The sequence below is a fragment of the Caulobacter sp. GW821-FHT09A05 genome (assembly GCF_059418465.1).
In genome coordinates, this window is record NZ_JBWKPX010000039.1 from 16,629 (window position 1) to 43,490 (window position 26,862).

A 26,862-nucleotide genomic window follows, 5' to 3' on the forward strand; every position below is an offset into this window, starting at 1 on the left:
AAATGGTCGTGATTTTTCCGACGTTCGAGGACGTCGACACGGTCAAGAAGACGCTGCCGTCGGTCCTGGAGGAATGCCGGCGATCAGGCGCGGCCCTGATCGTGCACGACGCCAGCGAGAAGAACCGCGACGAGATGTGGTCCTATCTGCAGTCGGTATGCAACGGCGACGGCGTGTTCCTGATCCTCACCTCGCCGATATCCATGGCCGCCGCTCGCAACATGTGCCTGAAGACGGCGCTCAGCCTCTATGCCCCAACCTATATCTGCATGCTGGAAGACGACCATGGCTTCCATCCGGGCGCGGTGGACGCCCTGGTGTCGGCGATGCGCCAGTACTACGGGACGCGTGCACCGAACGGTCTGAGGTTCGGCCTGTTCTCGGGCTGCCTGCACTGCTGGCGCGACCTGCACAAGTTCAGCGCGCTTCCGGACGGTCACGTCTATCCTGATACGGACAACCAGCTCCACGCCCTCGGCGGAGCCAACAGTTGTTTCCGGTGCGCGCCCACCTCGCACTGGCAGAACGTGCTGGAAGGCTACGATCCCGACGAGTACATGATCTCGAACTGGCAGACCCGCCACCTGAATTTCCGCAACTACCACCGCGGCTTCACCAGCCTGTACGTCGAGGGTGGAGATATCTCATTCACCGTCGACCGGGTCGGCCAGGGTTACACCCAGGAAGCCCGCTTGCGCCGTTGGGACGAGGACTACACCGCGTCCGACCCTCGCAGTCGTTACTATGGAAAGCCGGGATCTCCGGAAGCGTGACGAGGCGACACGCCTCGAGCGAGCGGGAGCGCATGCAAGACCAATACGTCGTCGTCGTCACCAGCATTAACGCGCCCACGCCGGCGGTGATCGACATCGCCCGCGACGCCGGCCGGCTGTCCGCGCATTTCGTGGTCGTCGGCGACGCCAAGAGCCCTGCGGACTTTCACCAGGACGGCGCAGACTATCTGGACCTTGCCGCCCAGGGCGAAACGGGCTTCGCCCTGGCCGCCGTCGCGCCCACCGGCCACTACGCCCGCAAGAACCTAGGCTATCTTCATGCGATCCGCCGCGGCGCCACGGTGATCATCGAGACCGACGACGACAACATTCCGCTTGACGATTTCTGGTCCCCGCGCGCGCTCGGCCAGACCGGCCCGGTGGTTCGTGACGCGGGCTGGACCAACGCCTACCGTTATTTCACGGCCCATCACGTCTGGCCGCGCGGGTTCCCCTTGACCCTGGTCCAGAGTCCGCCGACCGATCTGGCGACGGTCGAAACGCGGGTTCTCGACTGTCCGATCCAGCAGGGCCTGGCCAATCGGAACCCGGACGTCGATGCCATCTACCGGCTGACCCTGCCCTTGCCGATCGACTTCGACCGGCGCGGCCCGGTGTTGTTGGCCGGTTCAACCTGGTGTCCGTTCAACAGCCAGAACACGACATGGTGGCGGCAGGCCTTTCCGCTGCTCTATCTGCCGTCCTACTGCTCATTCCGCATGACCGACATCTGGCGCGGCTTCGTCGCCCAGCGCATCCTCGCGGCCAACGATTGGGCCATGACGTTCCACCAGGCCACCGTTGTCCAGGATCGCAACGAACACGACCTGATGCGTGATTTCGCCGACGAGATTTCGGGCTACCTCAACAACGAGCGCATTGTCACCGCGTTGGCGGCGCTGGATCTCCCATCGGGCCGGGCCCGGATCTGCGACAATCTGGTGCGCTGCTACCGGATTCTGGTCGAGATGGCGTTGGTGGATCCGCGCGAACTGACCTTGCTGGACGCCTGGATCAAGGATCTCGGCGACCTCGACCCTGTGTTCCGGCGGGGCGAATTCTAGGTCTTCAGTCCCGGTTCTTGGGCAGCTCCGCGAACCTCCGCCTGCAAGTTGGCCGGCGGCGTGAGCGCCAGCACGACAACCAGTGTCGCCCAGGGGGCGTCGAAGACGCGCGAACCATGACCCAGTCCCCCGAGGGGGCGTCGATGTCGCCGAGCGTGGAAAGCGCGTCCTCGATCTCGTGGGCGAGCAGGTTCTCGCCGTCCGTCTCCAGCAGGCCGAGATCGCCGGTGCGGCGCCAGTCGCCCTTCAGTCTGAACGCCGAACGGTCCGGCTGCCGACAATGGCCGGCGGGCAGGGGTGGCGAACGCCTGCAGACGGGACGGTCAAGGCGGCGTCCGGACAGGCGCGCGGAGGGCGTCCGTCCTCGCGGGTGTCGATCGACGTACCGGCTTCAAGGACCGAATTTCGCCGCGACGCCCTAGACAGCCGGAGGTAGCTCGTCAATACGATCTCAGCATCGCCACTAGTCCAAGGGTCGCCATGCCGCGCATCGCCAACGTCGTGAACAAGGTCCTTGGACGGGGCGCCCAGCAGGGCGCGGCGCGGCCCGAGAGCCAACTTCTCGCGCAGGTACATCAACAGCTGTTCGGCGAGCCCGTGACGCCGGCCGCGATCGCGGCCTGGTCGCATGCGCTCGACACAGGCGTGACGTTCCAGTTTCTGCTGTTCGAGTTGCTCTACAGCCGCGACCAGCGTCCGTTGGCGATCGAGGATTTCGTCGAGAGCGCCTATGTGGCGTTGCTCGGTCGTTCGGCCGACGCGGCCGGGGCGGCGGGCTTCATCTCGGCCATGGGGGGGCTGACGATGTCGCCGCGCGGGTTCCTGGAGGAACTCGTCAACTCCGAGGAATTCCGCCGCCGGCAGGACAACGGCCAGGTCGCCGCCGCCCGCTCGGGCAAGGCGCCGTCCGATCTGCCGGCGGGCGTCGACGCTGCGGACGGGACCCCGGCGAGCCAGGTGGCGCGGCTGCTGGTGCATCCCACGCTCGGGCCGGCGCTCCTCAACAGCCTCTACGAGGCGGCGTCCGGTGGGCGGACCGCTCCAGGCCATCTGATCGCAAACCTGGCCTCGCAGCTTCGATCTGGCGCGGCGCCCGCAGATGTGCTGGGCGCGTTGCTGGCTGGCGTTTCCTCGCCCTACAAGGTCGATGGCGCGGCTCTTATCGCGAGCGGCTATCTGGCGGTTCTGGGTCGGACGCCCAGCGACACCGATGTCGAGGGCTATCTGCGAGGGCTCATCTCAGGCGACCTGACGCCCGTGAGCTTCCTGGACTCCCTGATGGATTCCCAGGAATTCCGGAACCGGTTGCCGGGCCACCGAGTGATCGGGCCCGTCCTGCTGCGGCCGCTTTACGAATCGATCGTCGGCGAGCCCATGCCAAACGGCGTCCTGGCGACTTGGCTGGAGGAATTGAACTGCGGCGCGGACTTCGACTTGCTGGTCAAGAACCTGCGAGCGCACAATCCGGCGCGCGCTGCCCTCAACCCCGAACTGCTCGCCCTGGCTTTCCTGGGCCTGCAAGGCAAGGTTCCGGTCAAGCCAGGGCCGACCGAGCTTGCCTCATGACACGGCGCTCGGAGGGCTCATCAGCCGAGTTCAGGGGTGTCGGCTCTTCAAGCGAAGACGCCGTCTTCCCACCAGTAGGCGCTCGAAAATAGACCGCGGCCGCCCTTCTGGACGATGAACCATTCGGACACCCAGGTGCGGGAAAAGAACTTCTCGAAACCAAGGTCGTGTACGCTGCGGCCCGCCGTCACCTGCTCGGCGATCTTCGGCCAGATATGGTCGCGCAGCGCCTGGAACGCGAAATTCTCGGCGGTCGGATTGAGCTGGATGAACGGCAGTCCGAGTTTGCAGGGCAGGTATTCGCTAAGCCAGCTCTGCTTGTAGTTCTCCAGGACCGCGAACCGGCTCAGGTAGTCGGCGGCGTTGTTCTGCAGGTGCCAGAAGAGCACCGGCTTGTTGCCGATCATGTCGACGCCATCGACCACCTCGAAAAGGCGCGCCGCTTCCGGCTTCGCCTTCATGTAGGGCCACAGCGGATTGACGAAGATCGAGTAGGATTCGGCGAGCTCGTCGATGCCGATGCGAGGCAGCATGTCGCGAACCTCCAGCGCGTGGACCAGATCCTGGTCGCTGGAAATGTCAGACCGGAACTCGTTGCCGCCGTAGCCCAGGCTAGCCTGGAAGCCGGGGCGATCGGTCAGCAGGCTGTCCAGCGCGCCCTTGTAGGCCGACAACCAGGACAGGTCGGAGACGGCGGTCAGGCAAGGACTTCCGAAGGTTCCCGTCACGCCGGTGAACAGCCTGGAGATTTCGTCGAGGGGTTTCTGGAAGAACAGGTCCAGATCCACGTGCACGAAGGGTTCGCCCTGGAGGATCTCCTCGACCACCAGCCACCGGATGTAGCAATAGAGCTCGTAGAGGGCGCCTTGGGAGGCTGTCAGCTGGCCGATCAGGCCGCCGTAAGCCTCGACATATTTAGCCGTCAGGGCGGTGGCGTCGTGAAACTTGATGCCGAGCTGGCTCTGGCGGGCGATGAAATCCTCGCTGAGCTTCTCCATCCCGGCCAGGATGAAGATGTTGAGCGGGGTCGAGCCGTGGCCGTAGCCAAGCATTTCGTGGACGGGAAGGGCGCAGTGAGCCTCGAACTCTTGAAGGGAGCCGGGAATCCATGCCGTGGAAATAATTCTCATAGAATCGCCCTTCTAAAGCAACAGCACTGGAGCGAACGCCGCCCCTTTAGTTGTGGCAGGCGGCTGGATAAGAGCCGCGGACAATGGTCGGTCTGCGACTTGTTCGTCTAGCACCGCCCGCATATCGGCCCTTGGTGTTTATTTTTTGGTTGAACCATTTCAGAGCGAAGATGCGCCTGGGGCCTGACGGGCGACATCTGGACGGCGGTGGGATTTCTTAGAACTGAATATCGAGACCGCCCTGGGTTCGCCTTAAATTAGCCCACAGGTCGTAGAACGCCTCGAACTGACCGGTCTTGGCGTCGCCGACGACTTGCTTGGCGGCAGTGGCCAGAACGTCGGCGAACCCGTTCCAGCGGAACTTGGCGGCCTGCTTCTCGCCGGCGTCCTGGAGCGTCTGGCGCGTGGCGGGATCCCGTACCGCGGTCAGAGCCTTGGCCATCTCCGTCTTGGAGCGGCCCGTGATCACGTGGGACGCCGATCCGGCGACTTCGGCGATCGAACCGAGGTTGGTGGTGATGACCGGGCATCGGCAGGCCATGGCCTCGGCGACCGGCATGCCGAAACCTTCGTACAGCGACGGATAGACCAGGGCGCTCGCGGCCCCGTAGGCGAGCGCCAGGTCCGCGTCGCTCAATTCGACCCGTTTGACATTGCAACCTTCCGGGGCGAGCTCCTCGATCCACGGCTCCAGTTCCGGTTCGCCGCCGACGCAAAGCACGTCGAAGTTGGGGTTCTTGATCTTCGGGAGGACCTCGAAAAACAGGCGCGAGTTCTTGTAACCCTTGTGCTGGACGCGCGAGCCGACGAACAGGAAATAGTCTCGCTCCAGGCCGAGGCGGGCGCGAAACTCCGCCTGGGCCTTGGCGGGCGTCGGCTTGAACACCGTGTCGTCCACCCCGCAATAGGCCAGGTCGATCGCGGCGGGGTCCAGTTCAGGATAGTATTCCACCAGGTCGCGCCCGGTCTGCTCGGAAATGACGAGGTGGCGTCGGGCATGTGCGATCGCCAGCTCCTTCTCACGCCAGTCGCGCGCCGCCATGTCGAAGCCGAAGCGTTCGGGAATCATGTCGTAGAGTGTGAGCAGCGAGGGGGTCTTGAGCGGCGTCGTATAGTAGGTGGAAATGAAGAGGTCCGCCTTCTGCTGGCGGCACATCTGCTCTAGGAGCAGCGAGTCCTGGGCGTTGAACTTGGAGCTGTAGGTCGGGAATGGGACGCGGCTGACGCCCGGGATGTCCGGCGCTCCGCCACGATCCAGCAGCACGATTTCGATGCCGGCCTTCGCGGCCAGGCGCGGCAGGACGGCGGCCCAGACGCGACCGATCCCGGATTGGGTTAGTTGGAAAAAGACGCCATCGACGACGATCTTCACGAGCGATTCTCCTGCGGCGCGATCGCCAGTCCGGCTTTGCGGGTGCGAATGGAGGCCTCGCGCAGGGCGTTCTGGGTCGCGGCGTAGCGCCAATCCAGGCCGTTGGGCTCGACGCCCTTCATGACGTTGTCGCCCGCCAGGGCGCGCAGCTTCTGGATGAAGTCCTCGGGCGCGCTGAGCAGGTCCGCGGAAAGGATTCGCTTGGCATGGGTCCGCGAGGCTCGGTGCGCTTCCTCGATGCCGCGGGTGTCGGCCCGGGTGGACAGGCCCTCGGGGTTCACGAAGTAGACCACGTGCGGGTCGTTGATCTTGAAGAACAGCTTTCCCGCCGCGGCGCAGCGAAGCCAGAAATCGTAGTCGCCGGCCGATTTGTAGGTGGCGTCGAACAGCCCGACCTCGTCGTGCAGGCTACGGCGCCACATCGGCGCGTTGTGCGGTGAGTTGAAGCGCCAGAGATTGTAGGGGCTCACGACGGGCAGGGTGCTGACGAAGCCCGCCTGGGCCACCTGTTCGAAGGGAAGTCCGAACTCGAAGGCGTAGTAGAAGTCTTGGTAGACGACGTCCGCGAAGGCGACATTGTCCAGGGTGGCGGCCTGGAGTTCCAGGGAATCCTGCCGCCGCCAATCGTCGAGATTGGTATTGGTGATGTATTTGCCGCGCGACATGTTCACGCCCATGTTCCAGGCTTCGTAGATGCCAACACGGTTCGGGGCGCGGTGATAGATGATGTTGGGGAAACGCTCGACGTACTTCTCGATGACATCACCCTCGCCTTGGGGTGAGTTGGCGTCGATGATGATCAATTCGCAGTAGTCGGAAAAGATGGTCTGGGACGTGATGTTGTCCAGGAAGTGCGAGAGATAGGCCTTGCCGTTGTAGAGGCTGGCGATCGCCGAAACGAGGACGCCCGGCTTGGAGATGATGTTGAACCGCGGAAAATCTCGTTTGGGGGCGGGCGTGGCTGCGCCCGCCGCGACCTCGGCCATGCGCTCGGCCCAGTCCTCGATGCCGACCGTCCGGGTCGATCCGAGAATGTGCGAGCGGGTCGGGTCGTTGTTCGCCTGTTCGCCCTTGCTGAGCGCCTCGCCCGCCACGCCGTTGAAGAGTGCGACCACCAGCGCTTCGCGCGTGATGTTGCCGCCCCGCAGGCGCTGTTCCCAAGTGGCGACCTCGTCGGGCATCGCCCCGCGTCGCAACACAAGCTGATAGAGCAGGGCGACGAAGTCGCCGTCCGAAAGGTCTGACAGCAAGCCGCTGGTCGTGCCCAGCTGCCTGGCTTCGGCCGAGTCCGCAATGGCGTTGACCACGCCCGCGGTGGTCTCGGAGCCCATGGCGACCGCCCCGGCCCAGATGTCGATTTCCTCGGCGCTCGCCGACCGGCGCAGGGCCAGCCGATAGATGTGCCGGACGGTTTCTTCCACCGCCTCGCGCGAGCCGTCGCCAACGGGCCGCGCCACACCGCCGTGCGCGCTGAGGATCTCTGTCAGGACGGATTGAAACGGCTTGCCAGCGAGGATGGCGGTCAGGAAATGGTCCTCTTCCTCAGTGGCGGGAGAACGGCCGCTCAGCGCGAGAAAGCTGGAACGGATGACCTCCCGGAGGCCGAGGTTCAGGGCGTCGAGCACGGGACTCACTCCTAGATCCACACCGGGCGCGACGAGACGAGGACGCCGATGAGTTGAACGGTGACGTTAGGCGGCCGAGGAAGGACCGGTCATGCGGACGGTTTCCGCGTCCTTGAACCAGTCGTAGGTTTCTTCCACGCCTTGCCGCAACGGGATCGACGGCGACCAGCCCATCTCGGCCAGGAGTCGGTTGCTCATCAGCTTGCGGGGGGTGCCGTCCGGTTTGGTCAGGTCGTTGCGGATCTCGCCCGAGAAACCCACCACCTGCGCCACCATTTCGGCGAGTTCCTGGATGGCGATGTCCGTCCCCGAACCGACATTGACATGCTCGTGGCCCGAATAGTTCTCCAACAGGAACATCAGGGCGTCGGCGCAGTCGTCTACATGCAGGAATTCCCGGCGCGGGGTTCCCGTGCCCCAGATGGTCACCTCGGTGCGGCCGGCGTCCTTGGCCTCGTGCATCTTCCGGATCATGGCCGGCATGACATGGCTGGAGTTGAGGTCGAAATTGTCGCCTGGACCGTAGAGATTGGTGGGCATGGCCGAGATGTAGTCGACCCCGTGCTGGGCCCGATAGGCCTGGGCCAGCTTGATCCCGGCGATCTTGGCGACGGCGTACCATTGGTTCGTGGGCTCGAGGGGGCCCGTCAGAAGCGACGATTCCTCGATCGGCTGCTCGGCCATGCGCGGATAGATGCAGCTGGACCCCAGGAACAGCAGTTTCGACGCGCCCGAACGGAAGGCGGAATCGATGACGTTCAGCTCGATGGCCAGGTTGTCGAACAGGAAGTCCTTCGGATAGGTCTCGTTGGCCAGGATGCCGCCGACCCGCGCGGCGGCGACCACCACCACCTCGGGCTTGCGATCCGCGACCCAGGCCTCTACGTCGGCTTGACGGCGCAGGTCCAGTTCACCGCGACCGGCGGTCAGCACGTCGCAATTGCGCGCCTTCAGTTTACGCACCATCGCCGCACCCACCATCCCTCGATGGCCAGCGACCCACACGCGCTTCCCTTCGAGTTCAAAGCGGGCGCTTGAATTTAAAAAAGCCATTACGCGCTTGCGCTCCCCACCCCAGTCCGTCTCAACGTCGCCCAAAGAAGGCCCCAAGTCGCCGTGACGAGGGGTTTACATGCTGCACCCTTGGTCGATTGTCCACCCTCGTTAAGCCCGCCCGCGTTCCTTTCAAAGCGTTCGCCAACGTTCCGCGACGACCGGGTTGACGGTATTGCAAAGCGTCGAAAGGCCATGCATTTACTCGAACTTCTCGCGGGGCGATCTTGACCGGATCGATTTCAAGGACGCGGTCTGTTCGAGGTTGCCGAATGTGGTCTGTCAAGGCGTCGCGATACGTCGTCAAGGATCGGTGGATCTGCGTTCGAGCCGATGACTGCGTCACGGCGTCGGGCGTCGAGGTCAAGCCCTACTACATCCTCGAATACCCGGACTTCGTGCACGTCCTGGCGGTGACGGCCGAGCGCGAAATCATCCTGGTTCGCCAATATCGGCACGGTCTCGGCGACATGGCGGTCGAGCTCCCCGGCGGCATGGTCGACCGGGTCGACGCGGACATCGCCAGCGCCGGTTTGCGTGAACTGCGAGAGGAAACCGGCTTCGTGGCGACCGAGGTGACCCTCGCGGCGCCGCTCTCGGTGGACCCGGCCAAGTTTCGCAATCGTCTGCACCTAGTCATCGCCGAAGGCGCGGTCGATGTGGGCGCGCGCAACCTGGATCACGGCGAAGAGATCGAGGTGCTGCGCGTAAGCGTGAGCCAGTGCCTGGAGATGGTTCGGTCCGGCCAGTTCGTCAACGCGGCTCATATCGGCCTGCTGATGCTGGGCCTGGACCGGTTGGGCTTGCTGACCGCCCCGGCCTGACGCGGGGACCGGGGCTTGACGATCAGCCCTGGTCGTGAGGCTCGAAGAGCAGGTCGAGGTGGCGCATGCCCCGGGAGGCCAGCATTTCGGAGTCGACCGCCGCCAGCACCCTGGCGATGTCGCGGCCGTAGTCCTGCAGCGCGCTTTCGTCGATAGGCATGACGCTGACCTTGTATCCGAGCGCGAACATGAACTCGAGGAACTGCGCACCGGTGTTATTGGCCACGCCCGGCATGGCGTCGGGGTTGAATTCCGAGAACACGAGCGGACGGTGTTCCATCAGGGTGCGGACGCCGCCGCGCATCGCGCGGTATTCGCGGCCCTCGATATCGGCCTTGATCACGTCGATGCGGGGCTGGCGAGCCAGGATGGTGTCGAGCGGCAGGCCCAGGGTGATCTGGTAGTCCGTCTCGATCACGCGGCTCAGGTCACGCGTGCCGGAGTTGGAGGCTGCATCGACCAGCAAGGCCTCTGGCGCCATCGTTTCCGACGCGGCGACCGGCCAGATCTCCATGTTGTTCAGGCCATTGAGCGCCCGGCTCTTGACCAGGCAGCGGGCGTTCAGGCCGTCCGGCTCGATCGAAATGATCCGCCCCGTCGGACCGACGATCTCCGCGGCTCGAATGGAATAGTAGCCGACGTTCGCGCCGACATCGACGAACACGCTGCCGGGCTTGAGCGCGCCGAAAAGGTGCTTGGCGACGTGCGGCTCGTAGTCGGCGCGAGCTCGCAGATAGTGGGCGATGAAAGACTGGTTTGGAGCGCAAAGCTGCAGCGACCCGACTTGGCCGATCATGAGGTCCGAGATTTCGAGGCTCAAAGCGATCTCCGCGCATGACCATCCGGGAGGCGGATGGGGTTCAACTGATATTCGATGTCGCGCGGCCGCGCTCTAGCGCGAGGCCGCGATGGCGCTGAGCCGCTTGAGGTAACGTTCGCCCACCGCCCCCAAACTGAACTGCGCTTCGACGAAGGCGCGCGCGCGAAGGCCCAAGGCCTTGGCCGCTTCGGGATCCTCATGCACCTGCCGCATGAACCGCGCCGCCATGGGCACGTCCGGCTCGGCCCAATAATCCCCCGGGCGCACAAAGATATAGTCGTTCTGCTCAAGATAGCTGCGATGGAAGTCAACATTGAGCGACGTCTCGGGCGTGCAGAACTCCAGATTGCCCGAGAAGCTCGTGGCGATCACCGGCAGGCCCAACTGCATCGCTTCGATCAGGCCGAATCCCCAGCCTTCGCTGCGATGAAGCGAGACATAGCAGTCGGCCGCCGACTTCAGCTCGAGCAACTCGTTGAAGGGTAGGGTCTCGTCGATGATGATGATGCGCGGATCGGACTCCGCTAGGGTCACGATCTCGTTGATCAGGGCCTGCACGTTGGTCTCGCCGAGCACCTTGGAGAGATTGTGTGTCTTGAGCACCATCGCGACGTCCTCGCCCTTGTCGCCGAACGCGCTCAGAAAGGCGCGCAGCGAGGCCGTGGGGTTCTTGCGCTTGATGAACGAGAAGCCGTCGAACGTGGCCATGAAGACGGTCGCGGTCGGCGACAGGCCGTAGCGTCGCCGCACGGCGGCGCGGTCGGCGCGCCCGAGTTCGGGCAAGGCTTCGACCGCCATGCCGACCTTGGTGACCGGCTTGGCCGTGACCGCAGAATAGGTGTCGCGGTTGAACTCCGATGACGTCCAGATCTCGTCCAACGTCTTCATCGCCAGTTCGTGGCAGCGGGCCGGCTGAGGCAATTCCCAGAAGACATAGCCGAGATTGTACGCGTTCTTGAACAGGTGTGGCTTCAGGTAGGCAGCCGCCAGGGGCACGCTTTCGGCGTTGAGGTGCAGGATATTGATCGCGAACGGGCTGTCGTCCGTGATCGGCGTGTCGGGCCAGAACATTCGCCGCGGCGCGGGGTTGTCGAGATAGAAGTCGAGCAGTTCGGGACGAATGCCGACCCTGTGCAGCGCGTCGATGCTCATCCGCGTGGCCTGGCCGAGGCCGGACTGGGAATTGATCGGGCCGATCACCCGGACGGGGAAGGGTAGGATCGAGGTGGCGGGCGCGGGATAGACCTTGGGCGCGACCTTGCCGCGCGGCGCGGGCGTGCTTTCCAGCGCTTCCCAGCCGGCCTCAAGCTTGGCCGCCGAGATGTCCATGTTCCCGCTGCGGATCTTCCGGTGCTGGGCGCGGTGGGCCATCGCCTTTTCAGCCCGGCGTCTCACCCGGGGGATCATGGTCTTCAGGTCGAGATGGAACAGTCCTGAAACGTCGCCCTCCGGCGCCTCGAGCTGCGTGAGCAGGTTCATGACGGCGTCGGGGAAGAACAAGGAATAATGCAGGCCTTCGGGCTCGGAGAGAACCTTGATGTAGCAGGCCAGGCGCTCGGCTTCAGAACTCGCGACCCAAGGCACGCCTTCGCTATGGCTCAGGTGCTGCTGCATGAACTCGCAGAGCGGAACCGCATGGGTCTGTCCCGCCGCCGGCGCGCGCAGGGCGATGACGAACGCCTCGGGCACCATGGTCTTGAGGCCCAGCGTCATCACCATTTCCGCCGACCACCAGTAAGCCAGCTTCGCGTAGGCGTCGGCGCTTTCGTAGGGATTGAGGCTCTTGATCAACGACCGCCGCCAGAAGAGCTCGACGATCCGCGGCAGCGACCGTTCCGACATGTAGCCGCTGCTGCTGTTCAACAGCCACCGCACTTGGGCGGCCGAAAACGGGGTTTGCAGAGGTTTGCGAAGGACGCTGTAGCCTTCGATGTACCAGGTCAGGGCCTTGAAGCGATCGATGTCGACGTTGGTGTTGAACTGCCGGTCGAGCTTGAAGCGGCGGAAGGCGTATTCCTGATACTCAATCAGCGGCACTTCGGCGGCGGCGGAGTCAGAATCAAAGGGGGCGTAGATGTCCTCGACGAACCTCATCAGGCTTCGTCCTCCTGATGATAGGCGGCGCCAAGCAGATTGATCGCGCAGGCCGTGGCGGCCGCGCCGATGAACTTCGCGGGTTCGATCGCGCCTTTCGGGCCGGGCAGGGGGCGGTCCTCGTCCGCGAAGACCTGGAAGGCTTGGGGCTCGCTGTGGCCTTGGGCGTCCAGGGCCTTTAGTTTTTCCTCGATGATCTTGAGGGGGATCGCGAACCCGAGTTCGGAGCCCAGCTCGGCCACGTCCTGACGTTCCGTATGGGCGGTGCTCCCGGCGATGAAATGCGGTCCGAAGTGCAGCCTGATCCGACCTGCCGAGCCCGCCGGGCGCGCGCGCCAGCCTGCCATGCCAGGACCGACAAGCCCGTCGAAATTGCCCATCGTGGCGGACAGGCCCTGTACTCGGCGCTTTGTCGCGCGCGCTGTTGCCACAAGATCCACGGCTTCCCCCAATCCTGTTGTCGACAATCGATCGAGCTCCATCGACATGGCAATCGTCCGTTTCCTTGCTGGCCGTCAAGGCCGCAGGCCCCCGGGGCGGCGGCTTTTTGTCGGAATGCGCAGGCGAAATGGTCGAGCGATGTTGACCGAGGGCGCGGGAACGCTAATGAAGCTCTCCCGTCCATGCGCCGTTCAGGGTGTTCGGCGATTGGGCGCGGGTGGCTCTCCGGGGCTCTCTGAAAGCTAATTCAACCCCAGGGGGGAACTTTGCCTCGCGCGCTTATTACCGGCATCACCGGACAGGATGGGGCCTATCTGGCCCAGCTGCTGCTCCAGAAGGGCTACGAGGTTTTCGCCATCGCTCGCCGCATCAGCAGCGGCGGCATCCACGACAGCCGTCTGAAGTGGCTGGGCGTCACCGACGTCAAGATTCTCGACGCCGATCTCCTGGACCTTTCGAGCCTCATCCGCGTGGTGGAGAAGGTGAAGCCCGACGAGGTGTACAACCTCGCGGCGCAATCGTTCGTCGGCACGTCCTGGGATCAGCCGCTGCTGACCGGCCAAGTGACGGCCTTGGGTGTCACAAACATGCTGGAAGCCGTGCGCCTGGCCGCGCCGGATGCGCGCTTCTACCAGGCCTCGTCGTCCGAGATGTACGGCCTGGTGCAGCATCCGATCCAGTCGGAGAAGACGCCCTTCTATCCGCGGTCGCCCTATGCCGTGGCCAAGCTCTACGGCCACTGGATCACCGTGAACTATCGCGAGAGCTTCAACCTCCACGCCAGCTCGGGAATCCTGTTCAATCACGAATCCCCGCTGCGCGGACTGGAGTTCGTCACGCGCAAGGTCACCCACACCGTCGCCGGCATCAAGCTGGGTCTGACCAAGGAACTTCGCCTTGGCAATATCGAGGCCAAGCGCGATTGGGGTCACGCCCGCGACTACGTGCGCGCGATGTGGCTGATGCTGCAGCAGGAAACCGCCGACGACTACGTGATCGCCACCGGCCGGACCACCACTGTCCGCGACATGTGCGAAATCGCCTTCGGCCATGTGGGTCTGGACATCAACGAGCACTTGGTGATCGATCCGGAGTTCTTCCGGCCGGCCGAGGTGGACGTCCTGCTCGGCGATCCGGCCAAGGCCAAGGCGGCGTTCGGCTGGGAGCCGGAAGTCACCCTGGAGCAGATGATCGTTGAAATGGTCGAGGCCGATATCGATCGTCTCAAGGGGCAGCATGCCTGATACCGGCCATCAGCGGCTCCTCATCACGGGCGCGGCCGGCTTCGTCGGCCGTCGCCTGATCGAGGCCCTGGCGACTCGGCAGCCTTCGTGGCGCGTGGTCGAGCCCCGGGAGACGGGCTCTGAAGCCTATTGCCTGGACGTGACCGACGCGGCGCAGGTTGAGCAGGTCGTGTCGGAAATCCGCCCGACCATCATCGTCAACCTGGCAGGCGTTTCGGCGGTCACGGCGGCCGTACGCGACCCTCGCCGCGCCTGGGACGTCAATCTCGGCGGCCTGCTCAATATCGTCGAGGCGGTGCGGGCGCACAGTCCCGACGCCTGGATTCTCCACGTCAGCACGGCCGAGGTCTACGGGCTCAGCTTCGACAGCGGCGAGCCGATCAATGAGCGCGCGCTGCTGCAACCGACAAACGCCTATGCCGCCAGCAAGGCGGCGGGCGACATCCTGGCGCGCCAGAGCGCCGAGAGCGGCCTCAAGACCCTGATCGCCCGGCCGTTCAACCATATCGGCCCGGGGCAATCCAACGCCTTCGTCGTTCCAGCCTTCGCGCGCCAGATCGCCGAGATCGAGGCCGGCCGCCGCCCGGCGGTGATGGAGGTCGGCAGCCTGGACGACGAGCGCGATTTCCTGGACGTCGACGACGTCGTCGACGCCTACATGTTGATCTTGGAGAACCGCGAGCGGCTCAAGCCGGGCTCGGTGTTCAATGTCGCTTCCGGCAAGTCCTTGCGGATCGGCGACCTTCTCCAGCGCATGCTCGAAATGACCCAGACGACGATCGAGGTCGAGGTGGACGCCAAGCGCCTGCGCGCCGGCGGACCCACGGCCTACGCCGGCGACTCCTCGAAGTTGCGGCGCGAAGTCGGCTGGACGCCCCGGATCAACGTGTTCGACACGCTTGAGCGCGTTCTTCAGTTCGAGCGGGCGAACCTCCTGAAAGGCGCCTGAGCCCCGCCGGCTTGCGTTCACGCGCCGCGGTGGGCGCCCTTGGCGGCGCCGCCCCGCGGCAGGCCTGGGATCAGGCGGCCACCGCCCGGTCCAGCTCCAGGATCGCGCAGACGATGTGGTAGAATGAGCTGGCGGGCGCGGCTTCCTCGACGAAGGTCCCGTCGGCCCGCAGCTTGTCGCGCCACAGGCCCTTCACCGGCACGTCGAAATATTTAAGCAGGGCCTCGGCGCCGTTGGCGGCGGTGGTCCACCAGCGGGGGTCCCCGGTCACCTGGGCGGCCAGGACGCCCGCCTTGATCTGTTCGGTCTGGGCCCACAGGCGGGCGATGTCGTCGTGCACGCTCATGTCGTCCAGCAGGGCGAAGATCGCCACGCCGCGGGCCGGGTCGACGCCGGGGCCCTGGCCGATTTCGATCATTCGCAGGGCGGCGGTGGTCGCATCGTCGCGGCCGGCCAGCTGGCCCCAGCGCAGCAGCAGCCAGGCCCATTCGAACTGGTGCCCCGGCTCGACGATCCGGCCGTCCACGCCGGGCGCGGGATTCCAGTCGCCGTCATAGTATTCGCGCAGGCCGCCGCTCTTGGGATCGATGAACTTGGCCAGGGCGAGCCGCGCGATCTCGTCGGCCATGGCGCGCCAGCCGCCGTCGTGGTCCAGGCCGGTCTCGACCCAGGCCAGGCTGGCCTCGAACAGGTGCATGTGCGGGTTGGACAGCAGCGGCAGGGTGCGCGGGACGCTTTCCTCGAAGCCGGCCACGGGGTGCTTGAGTGTGGCGTAGAGCGCATCGCGCAGGCCGGTCGCCAGGGCCGGCAGGTCGGCGCGTTCGGGCAGGACCGAGCTGGCCATGGCCAGGCCGAACAGGCCGAAGGCCTGGTCGTAGAGGTCGACCTTGTCGTCCAGGGGCGAGCCGTCGCTGGCCACCAGGGTGCGCATGAAGCCGTCGGGGCGGCGATACTTGCTCAGATAGAAGTCCAGGCCGTGCTCCAGCGCCTGCTTCCAGGGGCCGTCCCAGCCCAGCAGGCCGGCCACCGCGTAGGAATAGATCTGCCGGGGCTGCACACGGGCCCGGCGCGGCGCCTCGACCGGCGTGCCGTCCAGGGCGATCTTCTCGAAGAAGCCGCCGTTGATCCTGTCGGCGCCGACGTCCCACCAGATCGGAAAGGCGTGCTCCAGGGCCCAGGCCTTGAGATCGTCGCGCAGGCGGACAAGGCGGGCGAAGTCGTCGGTCATCTGCGGTCCTTGGGGCGGTGAAGGGCGGTTCCGGAGGTTCGCCGTTCTAGGCCGTCCCGCCACGGTTCGCCAAGCCCGCCTCCGTCTTGTCGCGCCGCAAGGCCTGGCGTAAGGCGGGGCATGTCCGGAAAAGCGCCGCTGAAAGCCGTCTTCTTCGATCGCGACGGGGTGCTGAACCTCGACCACGGCTATGTCTGCGAGCCCGAGCGGCTGGACTGGATCGAGGGGGCCCGGGAGGCGGTGGCGGCGCTGAACGCCGCCGGCGTCAAGGTGCTGGTGGTCACCAACCAGTCGGGCGTGGCCCGCGGCTACTTCACCGAGGCCCAGGTCGACCTGTTCCACGCCGCCTTGCAGGCGGGCCTGGCTCCAGTGGGCGGGCGGATCGACGCCTTCTATGTCGCGCCCCACCACGAAGACGCGATCGACCCGCGCTATCGCCATCCCGACCATCCCGACCGCAAGCCCAATCCGGGCATGATCCTGCGCGGCCTGGCCGACTGGTCGCTGGCGCCCGAGGAGGCCGTGCTGGTCGGCGACAAGGGCTCGGACGTCGAGGCCGCGCGCCGGGCCGGCGTCGAGGGGCTGCGGTTCCCGGGCGGCGACCTGCTGGCCTTCCTGCGCGAAAGCCTCGGCGCGCGGTTTCCCGGCGCCGACTGACGGGATTGCCTGGCGGGGGACTTTCCCGGCTTGGCGCGGGCGGCCTGGGCGGATAAACGAGCCTGAACCCCCAAAGAAAAAGCCCAGACCCATGCAGATCTTCCTCGACAGCACCGACACCAAGGTCATCGCCGACCTGGCCTCCACCGGCCTGGTGGACGGGGTGACCACCAACCCGACCCTGATCGCCAAGGCCGGCCGCCCGATGCTCGAGGTGATCGCCGAGATCTGCGACCTGGTTCCGGGCCCGATCAGCGCCGAGGTCGCCGCCACCACCCACGAGGCGATGGTCGCCGAGGGCAAGAAGCTGGCGGCGATCGCGCCGAACGTGGTCGTCAAGATCCCGCTGACCCGCGACGGCCTGATCGCCTGCGCGGCCTTCGCCGGCGAGGGCATCTCGACCAACGTCACCCTGTGCTTCTCGCCGACCCAGGCCCTGCTGGCCGCCAAGGCCGGCGCGACCTACGTCTCGCCGTTCATCGGCCGTCTGGACGACTATGGCTTCGACGGCATGGACCTGATCCGCGACATCCGCGCGATCTACGACAACTACGGCTACGAGACCGAGATCCTGGCGGCCTCGGTGCGCAACGTCGCCCACGTCAAGGACGCGGCGATCGTCGGCGCCGACGTGGTCACCATCCCGCCGGCCGTGTTCGGCGACCTCTTCAAGCACCCGCTGACCGACAAGGGCCTGGAGCAGTTCCTGAAGGATTGGGCCGGAACCGGGCAATCGATCCTCTAGATCGGTCAGGTCAGCCTGATTATCGCGCGGCCCCGGTTTCATCCGGGGTCGTTTTATTGTGCAGCTGCGAACTGGGTTCGCATTTGCGAGTTCGTGCGTTAGGGTCCTGGCAACCATCCGGGAGCGCGCCCATGAACGCCGCCGACATCGCCGTCGAGATCTGCATCGCCTCCGCCGAGGAAGCCCTGCGCTTTTCGGGATTCGTCCAGGCCTTCCTGTCGCGCAACGGCTTTCCGTTCGTGATGATCCACAACGAGCCCGTCCTGGCGCCGGAGCACGAGGGCGAGCGCCGCAAGGTGGTGTTCGAGGACGCCGGGATAGGCCGCAAGTTCGCCCGCGAATGGCGGATGGACCGGCTCGCCGCCTGCGGGGCCTGAGGCGGCGCGAGCGCTTGCGGCCAAGCTCGCGTAACGATGTTTGCGCTTTCGTGAAACGGGCCTAGATAGGGAGATCATTTCTCTCTGTCGCCGAGTTGCGCCATGAACGACCCCAAATCCGCCCTTCCTCCGGTCGTCGGTTCCGCACTCGATCTGATCGGCCGCACGCCGATGATCGAGGTTCGCAACCTCGACACCGGTCCGTGCCGTCTGTTCCTGAAGCTGGAGAACCAGAACCCCGGCGGCTCGATCAAGGACCGCGTCGCCCGCTCGATGATCGAGGCGGCCGAGGCCGACGGCAGCCTCAAGCCGGGCGGCGTGATCATCGAAGCCACCGCCGGCAATACGGGCCTGGGCCTGGCCCAGGTGGCGACGCTGAAGGGTTACAAGCTGATCCTGGTCGTCCCCGACAAGATGGCGCGCGAGAAGATCCTGCACCTGCGGGCCATGGGCGTGGACGTCCGCCTGACCCGCAGCGACGTCGGCAAGGGCCACCCGGAATACTACCAGGACATGGCCCAGACCCTGGCCCAGTCGATCCCGGGCGCGATCTATGTCAACCAGTTCGAGAACCCGGCCAATCCGCTGGCCCACGAGACCACGACGGCGCCCGAGATCTTCGAGCAGATGGACGGCGACATCGATGCGGTGGTGGTCGGCGTCGGCTCGGGCGGCACCCTGACCGGCATCGGCCGGTTCATGACCAAGCATTCTCCGAAGACCGAGATGGTGCTGGCGGACCCGGTCGGATCGATCCTCTGCGACTACGTGGTGACCGGAACCTATGGCGAGGCCGGCTCGTGGATCGTCGAGGGCATCGGCGAGGACTTCATCCCGGCCAACGCCCAGATGGACTTCGTCAAGACGGCCTATTCGATCAGCGACCGCGAGAGTGTCGACACCGCCCGCCTGCTGCTGCGCAAGGAAGGCGTCCTGGCCGGTTCGTCCTCGGGCACCCTGCTGGCGGCGGCCCTGCGATACTGCCAGGCCCAGACCGAGCCGAAGCGGGTCGTGACCCTGGTCTGCGACACCGGCGCCAAGTACCTGACCAAGATGTTCAACGACATGTGGCTGGCCGCCCACGGCTTCGACCAGCGCGAGCTGCACGGAGACCTGCGCGACCTGATCGCCAAGCGCTACGCCGACGGCGGGGTGGTGGCCATCGGGCCGGACGACACCCTGCTGACCGCCTACAACCGGATGCGCAGCAGCGACATCAGCCAGCTGCCGGTGGTCGATCACGGCAAGCTGGTCGGCATTCTCGACGAGAGCGACATCCTGGCCGCCGTCGAAGGGGCGGACGACGACCGCGGGCCGAAGTTCAAGACCCCGGTGGCCAAGGCCATGACCCGGGCGGTCAACACGCTGCAGTCGACGCAAGGCGTCGACGCCCTGCCGGAAGTGTTCGACCGCGACGAAGTGGCCCTGGTCTGCGACGGCGACGAGTTCGTCGGGGTGATCACGCGGGTGGACCTGATTAACCACCTGCGGATGAGCGCTTAGATGTTGCGGGAATGTTCCGCCGAGTTCATTCTAGGGCGGGGATCGGAGAAGGTTGGATGACCCTTGAAGTCAAGCTGCCGCCTGGCCTGGAAACGTTTGTTAAGAGCTGCGTCGCTGACGGTCGCTATGCTGACGTCAGCGAGGTCGTGAGCTCCGGTCTTCGCCTGCTGCAGGACCAGGAAACGCGCAAGCAAAGCTTTATGGCGATGCTGAGCGAGGTGGAGGCCGAGGTCGCACGGGGCGAGGTGTTCACGCTCGACGAGGTCATGGCGGATATCGACGCCATTATCGAAGCCGCCGAAACCCACGCCGCCGAGTAGATGCCGCCCGCCACGCTGTCCGCCACGGCGCGCCGCGACATGCTGGCGGCCGCGTCCTGGATCGCCCGGGACAGTCGCAAGGCGAGCTATCAGTTTAGAGAACGGCTGAAGGCGGCCCTGATCCGGTTGGACGAATACCCGCGAACAGGCGTCACGCGCCCGGACATCGCTCATGAGATCTACCGCTTCGCGGCCCTGTCCGGCTTTCCCTATGTCCTGGTCTATAATTCCCGACACCAGCCGCCTGTGATCATGCGCATTCTGCACGGCTCTCAGGACCTACCCGAAATTTTGAGCACCCTGCCGTCGCCTGACGGTCCGTGACCGCATGAAAGGCCAATCGCCATGACCGACATCCCCGGCAAGAACCGCCTGGCCTTCGCCACCCGCACGATCCACGGCGGCCAGTTCCCCGATCCCACGACGGGGGCGGTGATGGTGCCGATCTACGCGACCTCGACCTATGTCCAGTCCAGTCCCGGCGAGCACAAGGGCTTCGAGTACAGCCGCAGCCACAACCCCACCCGCTTCGCCTTCGAGCGCTGCATCGCCGACCTGGAGAGCGGCGCGGCCGGCTTCGCCTTCGCCTCGGGCCTGGCGGCGGCCTCGACGATCCTGGAGATCCTCGACAGCGGCGCCCACGTGATCGCCAGCGACGATCTCTACGGCGGCTCGTTCCGGCTGTTCGACAAGGTGCGCAAGCGCTCGGCGGGCCTGACCTTCAGCTTCGTCGACATGGGCGACCTGGCGGCCATCGAGGCGGCGATCACGCCGGCCACGAAGATGATCTGGGTCGAGACGCCGACCAATCCGATGCTGCGGCTGGCGGACCTGGCCGGCATCGCCGCCCTGGCCAAGAGGCGCGGCCTGATCACGGTGGCCGACAACACCTTCGCCAGCCCGTTCGTCCAGCGGCCGCTGGAGCTGGGCTTCGACATCGTCATGCATTCGGCCACCAAGTACCTGAACGGCCACTCCGACGTGGTGGCGGGGGTGGCGGTGGTCGGCGACAACGCCGAGATCGCCGAGAAGCTGAAGTTCCTGCAGAACGCCGTCGGCGCGGTGCTGGGGCCGTTCGACAGCTTCCTGGCCCTGCGCGGCGTCAAGACCCTGGCCCTGCGCATGCAGCGGGCCTGCGACAGCGCCCTGACCATCGCCAGGTGGCTGTCGACCCGCAAGGACGTGGCCCGGGTGATCTATCCCGGCTTGCCCAGCCATCCGCAGCACGACCTGGCTCGGCGCCAGATGCAGGGCGGCTTCGGCGGGATCATCTCGGTCGAGCTCAAGGGCGACGTGAACGCCGCCCGGCGGATGCTGGAGCGCACGCGCCTGTTCACCCTGGCGGAAAGCCTGGGCGGGGTCGAGAGCCTGATCGAGCATCCGGCCATCATGACCCACGCCTCGATCCCGGCCGATCAGCGCGCCGCCCTGGGCATCTCCGACACCTTGATCAGGCTGTCGGTGGGGATCGAGGACTGCGAGGACCTGATTGCCGACCTTTCCGAGGCCCTAGGCGGGGGTGGGGCAGCCTGAACAGGTGATGCTCGGCGTCGCCGGGCATGGCTGGCGAGGGGTCCGGGGCCTTCGACGGGCGCGGCGGAGGCAGGACGCGGGCGGGATCCTCGGCCCACAGATGGGCGGCCAGCATCAGGTCGGTCTTGACCGGGCCGTAGTCCTCCTTGGCGGTCCAGACGCGGATGGCGGCCTGGGCGAAGGCTTCGCTGAGGTCGACCACCTCGATCATCGGCGCGGGGTCCTTGCGCACCCGCGGATCGCCCTCGGCCCGTTCGCGCATCTTCTGCAGCACCGTCACCAGGTCGGTCTTCAGCGGCACCTTGAACACCACATCCGCCCGGCGGTGGCGGTGGGTCGAGTAGTTGAGGATGACGTCGCCGAACACCTTGCTGTTGGGGATCATCACCTTGACGTTGTCGGGGGTGGCGATCTCGGTGAACAGCAGGTCCAGCGACTTGACCGTGCCGTTGCGGGTCGAGGTCTCGATCACGTCGCCCACCTTGTAGGGCCTAAACAGCAGGATCATCACCCCGGCGGCCACGTTCGACAGCGCGCCCTGCAGGGCCAGGCCGATGGCCAGCGAGGCCGCGCCCAGCACGGCGATGATCGAGGTGGCCTGGACGCCCAGCTGCTGCAGCACCGCCACCAGACCGACGGCGACGATCGCGTAGCGCACCAGGGACGAGACGAAGCTCTCCAGGGTCGGGTCGGGATTGTTGCGGTGCATCCGGCCCAGGGCTCGCCGGGACATCCCCGCCAGCCAGCCGGCCACCCAGAAGGTGACGACCAGGATCAGGGTGGCGACCACCAGGTTCACCGCCAGCTTGCCCAGCCAGTCTAGGAAATGGCCGAACATGGTCTCGTCGGCCTTCACGTTGGCGAGGGAGGGCAGGGACGTGTCGGCGGGGATCAGGCTGGGCTTGGTCTGCATGGAACTCTCGATGGCGCCCCCGCCCCGAACCGTCAACGCAGACCCGTCAACGAACCATGCCCAGGCGCGTTCCGCCGCCGGTATCGCTTCGTCGTTCGGAAACAGTCGGTTACATCAATTGGCTCGAATCCGGGCCGTCCCGCCTCTAAGAGCGCCGTCCATGAGCATGTCCTTCATCGACCTCGCCGCGCAGCAGCGTCGGATCCGCGGGAAAATCGACGCCGCGATCGCCGCGGTCCTCGACAGCGGCGCCTATGTCATGGGCCCGCAGGTCCGCGAGTTCGAGACCAGGCTGGCGGCGTTCGGCCAGGCCAAGCTGGCCCTGTCCTGCGCCAATGGCACCGACGCCATCGCCCTGCCGCTGATGGCCTGGGGCGTGGGCCCCGGCGACGCGGTGTTCTGCCCGTCCTTCACCTTCGCGGCCACGCCGGAAGTCGTGCCGTGGGTCGGGGCGACGCCGGTGTTCGTCGACGTGCTGCCCGACACCTTCAACCTGGACCCCGTCAGGCTGGAAACGGCCATCGCCGGGGTGAAGGCCGATGGCAAGCTGGTCCCCAAGGTGGTGATCGCCGTTGACCTGTTCGGCCAGCCCGCCGACTATCCGGCCCTCAAGGCCATTTGCGACCGCGAGGGCCTGAAGCTGGTCGCCGACAGCGCCCAGGGCTTCGGCTGCACCCTGGGCGGCAAGCATCCGCTGCACTGGGCGGACGTGGCCACCACCAGCTTCTTCCCGGCCAAGCCCCTGGGCTGCTACGGCGACGGCGGCGCGGTCCTGACCAACGACCAGGAGCTTTGGGACCTGATGGACAGCTTCCGGGTGCACGGCAAGGCCGTGGCGCCGGACCTGGTCGGTCGCACGTTCGACCATGACACCAAGTACCTGAACACCCGCATCGGCATGAATTCGCGGCTGGATACGATCCAGGCGGCGATCCTGATCGAGAAGCTGGCCCTCTTCCCTGAAGAGATCGGCCTGCGCCAGATCGTGGCCGACCGCTACGCCGAGGGCCTGAAGGGCGCGGTGATCGCCACGCCCAAGGTCATCGACGGCGGCGTGTCGGTCTGGGCCCAGTATGTGATCGAGCACCAGGACCGCGACGGCCTGGCCGCCCACCTGAAGACGCAAGGGATCCCGACGGCGGTCTATTATCCCGTCCCGATGCACGTGCAGGCTCCTTATGCTGGCTTCCCACGCGGCGCCGGCGGCCTGCCGGTGACCGAGGCCAAGGCCGAGACGGTGCTGGCCCTGCCGATGCATCCGTATCTGCCGCAAGCCGATCAGCAGCGCATCATCGACGCCATACGCGCCTTCAACGGCTAAGCCGCGCCCCATTCACGCCTCACCCTGAGGTATTGTGGCTTCAAAGTTGATTCGAAGGTTCAGATGCACGATCCGATAACGTCGTTCGTGGTCGCGGTGTTCGGCATGCCCGGCGCCGCGCTGATGATGGCGGCGGCCATCCTGATCTTCGCCGTCGCGCTGATCTTCCAGTCGGGCCATTTCGAATACGTGCCGCTGATGGACGACCTGCGTCGTCGCGCCGACCTGCTGGACGACTTCCGAGGAGACCGCCAGAAGGCGTTCGCCGAAGCCTTCGAAGCGATCGACAAGCGGTTGAGCGGCGTGGCCCACCCTGTGCTCGAACTCGGCTGGGCTCACTATCGCAGCCAGCTGACGCCGACTGAAGACGGGCGTCTGGCGGCCTCCGTCCACGCCGCCGACGCCTTCGACCTGGCCGACACCCCAGCCCGCACGCTGGAATGGTGGGCCAACATCATGGTCGCCATCGGCCTGGTCATCACCTTCATGGGCATTGTCGCGGCCTTGACCGAGGCGACCTCGGCCATGACCGGCGGCGGCGCAGCCATGCAGGGCGCCCTGATCAACCTGCTGACGATCGCCGCCACCAAGTTCTGGACCTCGATCGCCGGGGTCCTGGCTTCGATCATCCTGCGCTTGGCCGCGCGGCGCCGGCGTCACCTCATCGAAGTCCAGGAAGCTCACTTCTTCGCGCTGTTGGACGCTTGCGTCCGCTTTGCGCCGCCGGAAAAGGTAATGCTGGAGCAACTGGCGATGCTGGGCCGTATCGAAGCGGTCCTGGCGGGCAAGGTCGCGGCGCCCGGGGGCGTGGCTTGATGCGACGCAAGCGTGGCCGTACGGTCGATGTCGAAGAGGGTGAAAGCTACTACGTCTCGATGACCGACATGATGGTGGGGGTGATCTTCATCTTCATCATCATGCTCAGCTATTTCGCCTTCGAGTTTCGCTCGACCACCGCCAAGCTGACCACCGCCAAGCATCCGGAGACGGCGGCCCTGCTGCAGACCGCCGCGAACCTCCAGCCCAAGACCGCCGACCTCGAGATCGACTACAAGGCGCAAGTGCTGTGCGTGCCCGAGGCGATCTTGTCGGAGACCGGGCAGGGCGCGGCGGGCGAGCGCCGCTGTTTCGCCTATTCGCCGCCGACCAAGGCCTCGGCCCAGACCGCTTCGGCGGCCGATGCCCAAAAGTTGCTCATGCAGTCGCTGGATGCCGACCTGCGGGACATCCATGTGCCGGTCGCTGGCGATCCATCGAGTGGTGCGCTCAACTTCCGGGCCGATCAGTTGTTCGTCGCGGGTACGGCCACGCTTTCGCCTGACGGCCAGCGGATTGCCGGCGACGTCGCCCAGATCCTGATGCGGCGTCTGCCTTGCTTGGGCTACGGCGTGTCGGCTGGCGCCAACTGCGAATCCGGCGGGCCCAAGTTGGCCGTGGCCAACGTTGTCAGCCAGACCAATTTCGACGTCTCCAGCGCCGAGGGCCAGCGCGCGGCCAGTCTGGCCCTGCAGCGAGCCGCGGTCTTCCACCAAGCCCTGACCGCCGCCCAGCCCGATCTCGCGGCCCTGCGCAACGCGCCAGCCGGTCAAGCGGGTTCGCAACCCCTGCTGCGGATCGCCAGCGTCGGTCAGTCCCAGGAGGGCGCTTCGAAGGTCGGCGATGACCAGACGGTGAGCATTCAGTTCCAAATGGCGCCCTGACGGTCCGCCTGTCAGGGTTCGTTTGGTGGACGGGCCAGCCTGCCCTATATCGCGGCCCACGCGTCTCGCGCCCGCCGGCGCTTCGGCGTTCCGGTCCGTGAAGAAGAGCGCCATGTCGTCCAGTTCCGTCACCGCCCCCGCTCGGCCCCATCCCGGCATGGGCTTTGGCCAGTTCGTCGCCCTGATCGCGGCGATGATGGCCACCAACGCCCTGGCCATCGACTCGATGCTGCCGGCCATGCCGCAGATCGGCGAGGCCCTGAACGTGGCCAGCGCCAACGAGCGCCAGTGGATCCTGACCGCCTACCTGCTGGGCTTCGGCGTGGCCCAGATCGCCTACGGCCCGCTGGCGGACCGCTACGGCCGAAAACCGGTGCTGCTGGCGGGGCTGTCGCTCTACGTGGTCTTCGCCGCCGCCTGCGCCTTCGCCACCTCGTTCGAGATGCTGCTGGTCGCCCGCGCCCTGTGCGGGGTCGGGGCCGCCGCCACCCGGGTGCTGTCGGTGTCGATCGTCCGTGACTGCTACAGCGGCCGGCAGATGGCGCGGGTGATGTCGCTGTCGTTCATCGTCTTCCTGGGCGTGCCGATCATCGCCCCGTCCGTGGGCCAGGCCATCCTGCTGGTCGCGCCCTGGCCCTGGGTGTTCGGGGTCCTGTCGATCTTCGGCCTGGCGGTGATCGCCTGGTCGTGGATCAAGCTGCCTGAGACCCTGCATCCGGAAGACCGCGTGCCCCTGGAGGTCACGCCGGTGCTGGCGGCGTTCAAGGAGTGCCTGACCAACCGGATCGCGGTCGGCTACACCCTGGCCGCCACCCTGGTTCTGGGCGGGCTGTTCGGCTTTCTCAACTCGGCCCAGCAGGTGTTCGTCGACGTCCTCGGGGCGGGGCGGTCGTTCCCCCTGATCTTCGCCGGGATCGCCGGCGGGATCGCGGTCTCGTCGTTGCTCAATTCCCGCATCGTCGGGCGCCTGGGCATGCGGCTGGTCTCGCACGTCGCGCTGTTCGGCTACATCGCCTTCGCGGTGGTTCACGCCCTGGTGGCCCTGAGCGGTCATGAGACCCTGTGGACCTTCTCGCTGCTGCAGGCCGGGATGATGTTCTGCTTCGGCCTGGTGATGTCGAACTTCGGCTCGATCGCCATGGAGCCGCTGGGCCACCTGGCCGGCACGGCGGCCTCGGTGCAGGGCTTTATCACCACCATCGGCGGGGCGCTGTTCGGCTTCTGGATCGGCCAGCTGTTCGACGGCACGACCGTGCCCCTGACCCTGGGCTTCGCGGGGTTCGGCGTCGCGGGCCTGCTGGCCGTGCTGATCACCGAGAAGGGGCGGATGTTCCACGCCGGGACAGGCGTTGCGCCGGCTGAAGGGGCGGGGATCCACTAATCTTTGTCGTTCCGGAAAGCGCGTAGCGCTTGTCCAGGCCGGGGCGGCCGCCCAGTCTTTCTGGATCCCGGAAACCTCCTGGCTTGGGCGCGTGCGAGAAAGTGGACGCCGGCTTTCCGCAAAGGTCGCGATTCCCGTATCGCGCGGCTTGCCCTAGCAGGCCGTTGAAGAAGTCTCCCGGCGGGCGATGAAGTCGGCTTCGTCGCCGCTGTGGAAGCAGATTTGGCCC

Annotated in this window: 26 protein-coding genes; 17 read left to right on the plus strand and 9 right to left on the minus strand. The window is 66.1% G+C overall.

Translation table 11 applies throughout. The annotated features are described in order from the left end of the window. Positions 1-8 precede the first annotated feature (8 nt). From AC07NX_RS23835 to AC07NX_RS23845, 3 genes are all read left to right on the plus strand, one after another. On the plus strand, positions 9-773 hold the full coding sequence (locus AC07NX_RS23835) for a glycosyltransferase family 2 protein (RefSeq protein ID WP_494645306.1): 765 nt from the start codon (positions 9-11) through the stop codon (positions 771-773). An 86-nt stretch (positions 774-859) separates the two neighbouring features. Continuing rightward, positions 860-1,837 carry an STELLO glycosyltransferase family protein gene (locus tag AC07NX_RS23840; protein ID WP_494645308.1) on the plus strand — a complete coding sequence of 326 codons (978 nt, stop codon included), beginning with the start codon at positions 860-862 and terminating at the stop codon, positions 1,835-1,837. 480 nt (positions 1,838-2,317) lie between these two features. Beyond that, complete coding sequence (locus AC07NX_RS23845) at positions 2,318-3,403, plus strand: hypothetical protein (RefSeq protein WP_494645310.1); 1,086 nt, start codon at positions 2,318-2,320, stop codon at positions 3,401-3,403. A 47-nt stretch (positions 3,404-3,450) separates the two neighbouring features. Here the strand turns inward: AC07NX_RS23845 and AC07NX_RS23850 are convergent, their stop codons facing one another. The 4 genes from AC07NX_RS23850 to fcl all read right to left on the minus strand — a co-directional run bounded on the left by AC07NX_RS23850 (position 3,451) and on the right by fcl (position 8,583). Further along, complete coding sequence (locus tag AC07NX_RS23850) at positions 3,451-4,455, minus strand: hypothetical protein (protein WP_494645311.1); 1,005 nt, start codon at positions 4,453-4,455, stop codon at positions 3,451-3,453. Positions 4,456-4,750: 295 nt separating this feature from the next. Beyond that, positions 4,751-5,905, minus strand: a complete 1,155-nt coding sequence (locus tag AC07NX_RS23855; protein ID WP_494645313.1) for a glycosyltransferase family 4 protein — start codon at positions 5,903-5,905, stop codon at positions 4,751-4,753. Continuing rightward, on the minus strand, positions 5,902-7,530 hold the full coding sequence (locus AC07NX_RS23860; protein WP_494645315.1) for a glycosyltransferase: 1,629 nt from the start codon (positions 7,528-7,530) through the stop codon (positions 5,902-5,904). The genes AC07NX_RS23855 and AC07NX_RS23860 overlap by 4 nt, the downstream gene beginning before the upstream one ends. A 66-nt stretch (positions 7,531-7,596) precedes the next feature. Then, complete coding sequence (gene fcl / locus AC07NX_RS23865) at positions 7,597-8,583, minus strand: GDP-L-fucose synthase (RefSeq protein WP_494645317.1); 987 nt, start codon at positions 8,581-8,583, stop codon at positions 7,597-7,599. A 272-nt stretch (positions 8,584-8,855) separates the two neighbouring features. Between fcl and AC07NX_RS23870 the strand changes: the two genes are divergently transcribed. After that, a complete protein-coding gene (locus AC07NX_RS23870; protein WP_494645319.1) occupies positions 8,856-9,407 on the plus strand; it encodes an NUDIX hydrolase in 552 nt (183 codons plus the stop codon). A 22-nt stretch (positions 9,408-9,429) separates the two neighbouring features. Here AC07NX_RS23870 and AC07NX_RS23875 read toward each other — a convergent pair whose 3' ends face one another. From AC07NX_RS23875 to AC07NX_RS23885, 3 genes are all read right to left on the minus strand, one after another. Then, on the minus strand, positions 9,430-10,227 hold the full coding sequence (locus tag AC07NX_RS23875) for an FkbM family methyltransferase (protein WP_494645321.1): 798 nt from the start codon (positions 10,225-10,227) through the stop codon (positions 9,430-9,432). A 72-nt stretch (positions 10,228-10,299) separates the two neighbouring features. Continuing rightward, a complete protein-coding gene (locus AC07NX_RS23880) occupies positions 10,300-12,321 on the minus strand; it encodes a glycosyltransferase (protein ID WP_494645323.1) in 2,022 nt (673 codons plus the stop codon). Next, on the minus strand, positions 12,321-12,809 hold the full coding sequence (locus AC07NX_RS23885) for a hypothetical protein (RefSeq protein ID WP_494645325.1): 489 nt from the start codon (positions 12,807-12,809) through the stop codon (positions 12,321-12,323). The genes AC07NX_RS23880 and AC07NX_RS23885 overlap by 1 nt, the downstream gene beginning before the upstream one ends. Before the next feature lie 219 nt (positions 12,810-13,028). On the opposite strand from AC07NX_RS23885, the gene AC07NX_RS23890 reads away from it, so the two are divergent. Together AC07NX_RS23890 and AC07NX_RS23895 are read left to right on the plus strand one after the other, a co-directional pair. After that, positions 13,029-14,006, plus strand: a complete 978-nt coding sequence (locus AC07NX_RS23890; RefSeq protein ID WP_494645327.1) for a GDP-mannose 4,6-dehydratase — start codon at positions 13,029-13,031, stop codon at positions 14,004-14,006. Continuing rightward, the gene (locus AC07NX_RS23895; RefSeq protein WP_494645329.1) at positions 13,999-14,955 is read left to right on the plus strand and encodes a GDP-mannose 4,6-dehydratase; all 957 of its coding nucleotides are present in this window, start codon (positions 13,999-14,001) and stop codon (positions 14,953-14,955) included. Before AC07NX_RS23890 ends, AC07NX_RS23895 begins: the two co-directional genes overlap by 8 nt. A 70-nt stretch (positions 14,956-15,025) precedes the next feature. Here the strand turns inward: AC07NX_RS23895 and AC07NX_RS23900 are convergent, their stop codons facing one another. Further along, the gene (locus AC07NX_RS23900; protein WP_494645331.1) at positions 15,026-16,183 is read right to left on the minus strand and encodes an AGE family epimerase/isomerase; all 1,158 of its coding nucleotides are present in this window, start codon (positions 16,181-16,183) and stop codon (positions 15,026-15,028) included. A 120-nt stretch (positions 16,184-16,303) separates the two neighbouring features. Between AC07NX_RS23900 and AC07NX_RS23905 the strand changes: the two genes are divergently transcribed. The 7 genes from AC07NX_RS23905 to AC07NX_RS23935 all read left to right on the plus strand — a co-directional run bounded on the left by AC07NX_RS23905 (position 16,304) and on the right by AC07NX_RS23935 (position 21,318). Next, positions 16,304-16,840: a D-glycero-alpha-D-manno-heptose-1,7-bisphosphate 7-phosphatase gene (locus AC07NX_RS23905; protein WP_494645333.1), complete on the plus strand. Its 537-nt coding sequence runs from the start codon at positions 16,304-16,306 to the stop codon at positions 16,838-16,840. Between the two features lie 91 nt (positions 16,841-16,931). After that, positions 16,932-17,585 (plus strand): fructose-6-phosphate aldolase, encoded by a 654-nt coding sequence (fsa, locus tag AC07NX_RS23910; RefSeq protein ID WP_056754923.1) that lies wholly within the window; start codon positions 16,932-16,934, stop codon positions 17,583-17,585. Positions 17,586-17,716: 131 nt separating this feature from the next. Continuing rightward, complete coding sequence (locus tag AC07NX_RS23915; protein WP_494645335.1) at positions 17,717-17,962, plus strand: hypothetical protein; 246 nt, start codon at positions 17,717-17,719, stop codon at positions 17,960-17,962. 102 nt (positions 17,963-18,064) lie between these two features. After that, entirely contained in the window at positions 18,065-19,465 is a 1,401-nt protein-coding gene (locus AC07NX_RS23920) for a pyridoxal-phosphate dependent enzyme (RefSeq protein ID WP_494645337.1), read from the plus strand. A gap of 56 nt (positions 19,466-19,521) precedes the next feature. After that, positions 19,522-19,785: a type II toxin-antitoxin system ParD family antitoxin gene (locus AC07NX_RS23925; RefSeq protein WP_494645339.1), complete on the plus strand. Its 264-nt coding sequence runs from the start codon at positions 19,522-19,524 to the stop codon at positions 19,783-19,785. Continuing rightward, positions 19,786-20,109 (plus strand): type II toxin-antitoxin system RelE/ParE family toxin, encoded by a 324-nt coding sequence (locus AC07NX_RS23930; RefSeq protein WP_494645341.1) that lies wholly within the window; start codon positions 19,786-19,788, stop codon positions 20,107-20,109. A 21-nt stretch (positions 20,110-20,130) separates the two neighbouring features. Further along, positions 20,131-21,318 carry a trans-sulfuration enzyme family protein gene (locus AC07NX_RS23935; RefSeq protein WP_494645343.1) on the plus strand — a complete coding sequence of 396 codons (1,188 nt, stop codon included), beginning with the start codon at positions 20,131-20,133 and terminating at the stop codon, positions 21,316-21,318. On the opposite strand, the gene AC07NX_RS23940 is transcribed toward AC07NX_RS23935, so the two are convergent. Then, positions 21,236-22,231 carry a mechanosensitive ion channel family protein gene (locus AC07NX_RS23940; RefSeq protein ID WP_494645345.1) on the minus strand — a complete coding sequence of 332 codons (996 nt, stop codon included), beginning with the start codon at positions 22,229-22,231 and terminating at the stop codon, positions 21,236-21,238. The two genes, AC07NX_RS23935 and AC07NX_RS23940, sit on opposite strands and share 83 nt — an antisense overlap. Before the next feature lie 160 nt (positions 22,232-22,391). Here AC07NX_RS23940 and AC07NX_RS23945 point away from each other — a divergent pair, with 160 nt between their 5' ends. From AC07NX_RS23945 to AC07NX_RS23960, 4 genes are all read left to right on the plus strand, one after another. Then, positions 22,392-23,552: a DegT/DnrJ/EryC1/StrS family aminotransferase gene (locus tag AC07NX_RS23945; RefSeq protein ID WP_494645347.1), complete on the plus strand. Its 1,161-nt coding sequence runs from the start codon at positions 22,392-22,394 to the stop codon at positions 23,550-23,552. Positions 23,553-23,615: 63 nt separating this feature from the next. Then, positions 23,616-24,368, plus strand: a complete 753-nt coding sequence (locus tag AC07NX_RS23950) for a hypothetical protein (RefSeq protein ID WP_494645349.1) — start codon at positions 23,616-23,618, stop codon at positions 24,366-24,368. Next, the gene (locus AC07NX_RS23955; protein WP_494645351.1) at positions 24,368-25,252 is read left to right on the plus strand and encodes a hypothetical protein; all 885 of its coding nucleotides are present in this window, start codon (positions 24,368-24,370) and stop codon (positions 25,250-25,252) included. The genes AC07NX_RS23950 and AC07NX_RS23955 overlap by 1 nt, the downstream gene beginning before the upstream one ends. A gap of 157 nt (positions 25,253-25,409) precedes the next feature. Continuing rightward, positions 25,410-26,633 carry a multidrug effflux MFS transporter gene (locus tag AC07NX_RS23960; protein ID WP_494645355.1) on the plus strand — a complete coding sequence of 408 codons (1,224 nt, stop codon included), beginning with the start codon at positions 25,410-25,412 and terminating at the stop codon, positions 26,631-26,633. Positions 26,634-26,862: the final 229 nt, after the last annotated feature.

What these genes read in the sequence shown, in the direction of transcription:
- AC07NX_RS23900 (WP_494645331.1), bottom strand. Translation starts at nt 16,183, where the DNA reads ATGACCGACGACTTCGCCCGCCTTGTCCGCCTGCGCGACGATCTCAAG.
- AC07NX_RS23935 (WP_494645343.1), top strand. Translation starts at nt 20,131, where the DNA reads ATGACCGACATCCCCGGCAAGAACCGCCTGGCCTTCGCCACCCGCACG.
- fcl (WP_494645317.1), bottom strand. Translation starts at nt 8,583, where the DNA reads ATGGCTTTTTTAAATTCAAGCGCCCGCTTTGAACTCGAAGGGAAGCGC.
- AC07NX_RS23930 (WP_494645341.1), top strand. Translation starts at nt 19,786, where the DNA reads ATGCCGCCCGCCACGCTGTCCGCCACGGCGCGCCGCGACATGCTGGCG.
- AC07NX_RS23950 (WP_494645349.1), top strand. Translation starts at nt 23,616, where the DNA reads ATGCACGATCCGATAACGTCGTTCGTGGTCGCGGTGTTCGGCATGCCC.
- fsa (WP_056754923.1), top strand. Translation starts at nt 16,932, where the DNA reads ATGCAGATCTTCCTCGACAGCACCGACACCAAGGTCATCGCCGACCTG.
- AC07NX_RS23915 (WP_494645335.1), top strand. Translation starts at nt 17,717, where the DNA reads ATGAACGCCGCCGACATCGCCGTCGAGATCTGCATCGCCTCCGCCGAG.
- AC07NX_RS23870 (WP_494645319.1), top strand. Translation starts at nt 8,856, where the DNA reads ATGTGGTCTGTCAAGGCGTCGCGATACGTCGTCAAGGATCGGTGGATC.
- AC07NX_RS23955 (WP_494645351.1), top strand. Translation starts at nt 24,368, where the DNA reads ATGCGACGCAAGCGTGGCCGTACGGTCGATGTCGAAGAGGGTGAAAGC.
- AC07NX_RS23945 (WP_494645347.1), top strand. Translation starts at nt 22,392, where the DNA reads ATGAGCATGTCCTTCATCGACCTCGCCGCGCAGCAGCGTCGGATCCGC.
- AC07NX_RS23905 (WP_494645333.1), top strand. Translation starts at nt 16,304, where the DNA reads ATGTCCGGAAAAGCGCCGCTGAAAGCCGTCTTCTTCGATCGCGACGGG.
- AC07NX_RS23960 (WP_494645355.1), top strand. Translation starts at nt 25,410, where the DNA reads ATGGGCTTTGGCCAGTTCGTCGCCCTGATCGCGGCGATGATGGCCACC.
- AC07NX_RS23920 (WP_494645337.1), top strand. Translation starts at nt 18,065, where the DNA reads ATGAACGACCCCAAATCCGCCCTTCCTCCGGTCGTCGGTTCCGCACTC.
- AC07NX_RS23845 (WP_494645310.1), top strand. Translation starts at nt 2,318, where the DNA reads ATGCCGCGCATCGCCAACGTCGTGAACAAGGTCCTTGGACGGGGCGCC.
- AC07NX_RS23925 (WP_494645339.1), top strand. Translation starts at nt 19,522, where the DNA reads ATGACCCTTGAAGTCAAGCTGCCGCCTGGCCTGGAAACGTTTGTTAAG.
- AC07NX_RS23850 (WP_494645311.1), bottom strand. Translation starts at nt 4,455, where the DNA reads ATGCTTGGCTACGGCCACGGCTCGACCCCGCTCAACATCTTCATCCTG.
- AC07NX_RS23895 (WP_494645329.1), top strand. Translation starts at nt 13,999, where the DNA reads ATGCCTGATACCGGCCATCAGCGGCTCCTCATCACGGGCGCGGCCGGC.
- AC07NX_RS23885 (WP_494645325.1), bottom strand. Translation starts at nt 12,809, where the DNA reads ATGTCGATGGAGCTCGATCGATTGTCGACAACAGGATTGGGGGAAGCC.
- AC07NX_RS23940 (WP_494645345.1), bottom strand. Translation starts at nt 22,231, where the DNA reads ATGCAGACCAAGCCCAGCCTGATCCCCGCCGACACGTCCCTGCCCTCC.
- AC07NX_RS23880 (WP_494645323.1), bottom strand. Translation starts at nt 12,321, where the DNA reads ATGAGGTTCGTCGAGGACATCTACGCCCCCTTTGATTCTGACTCCGCC.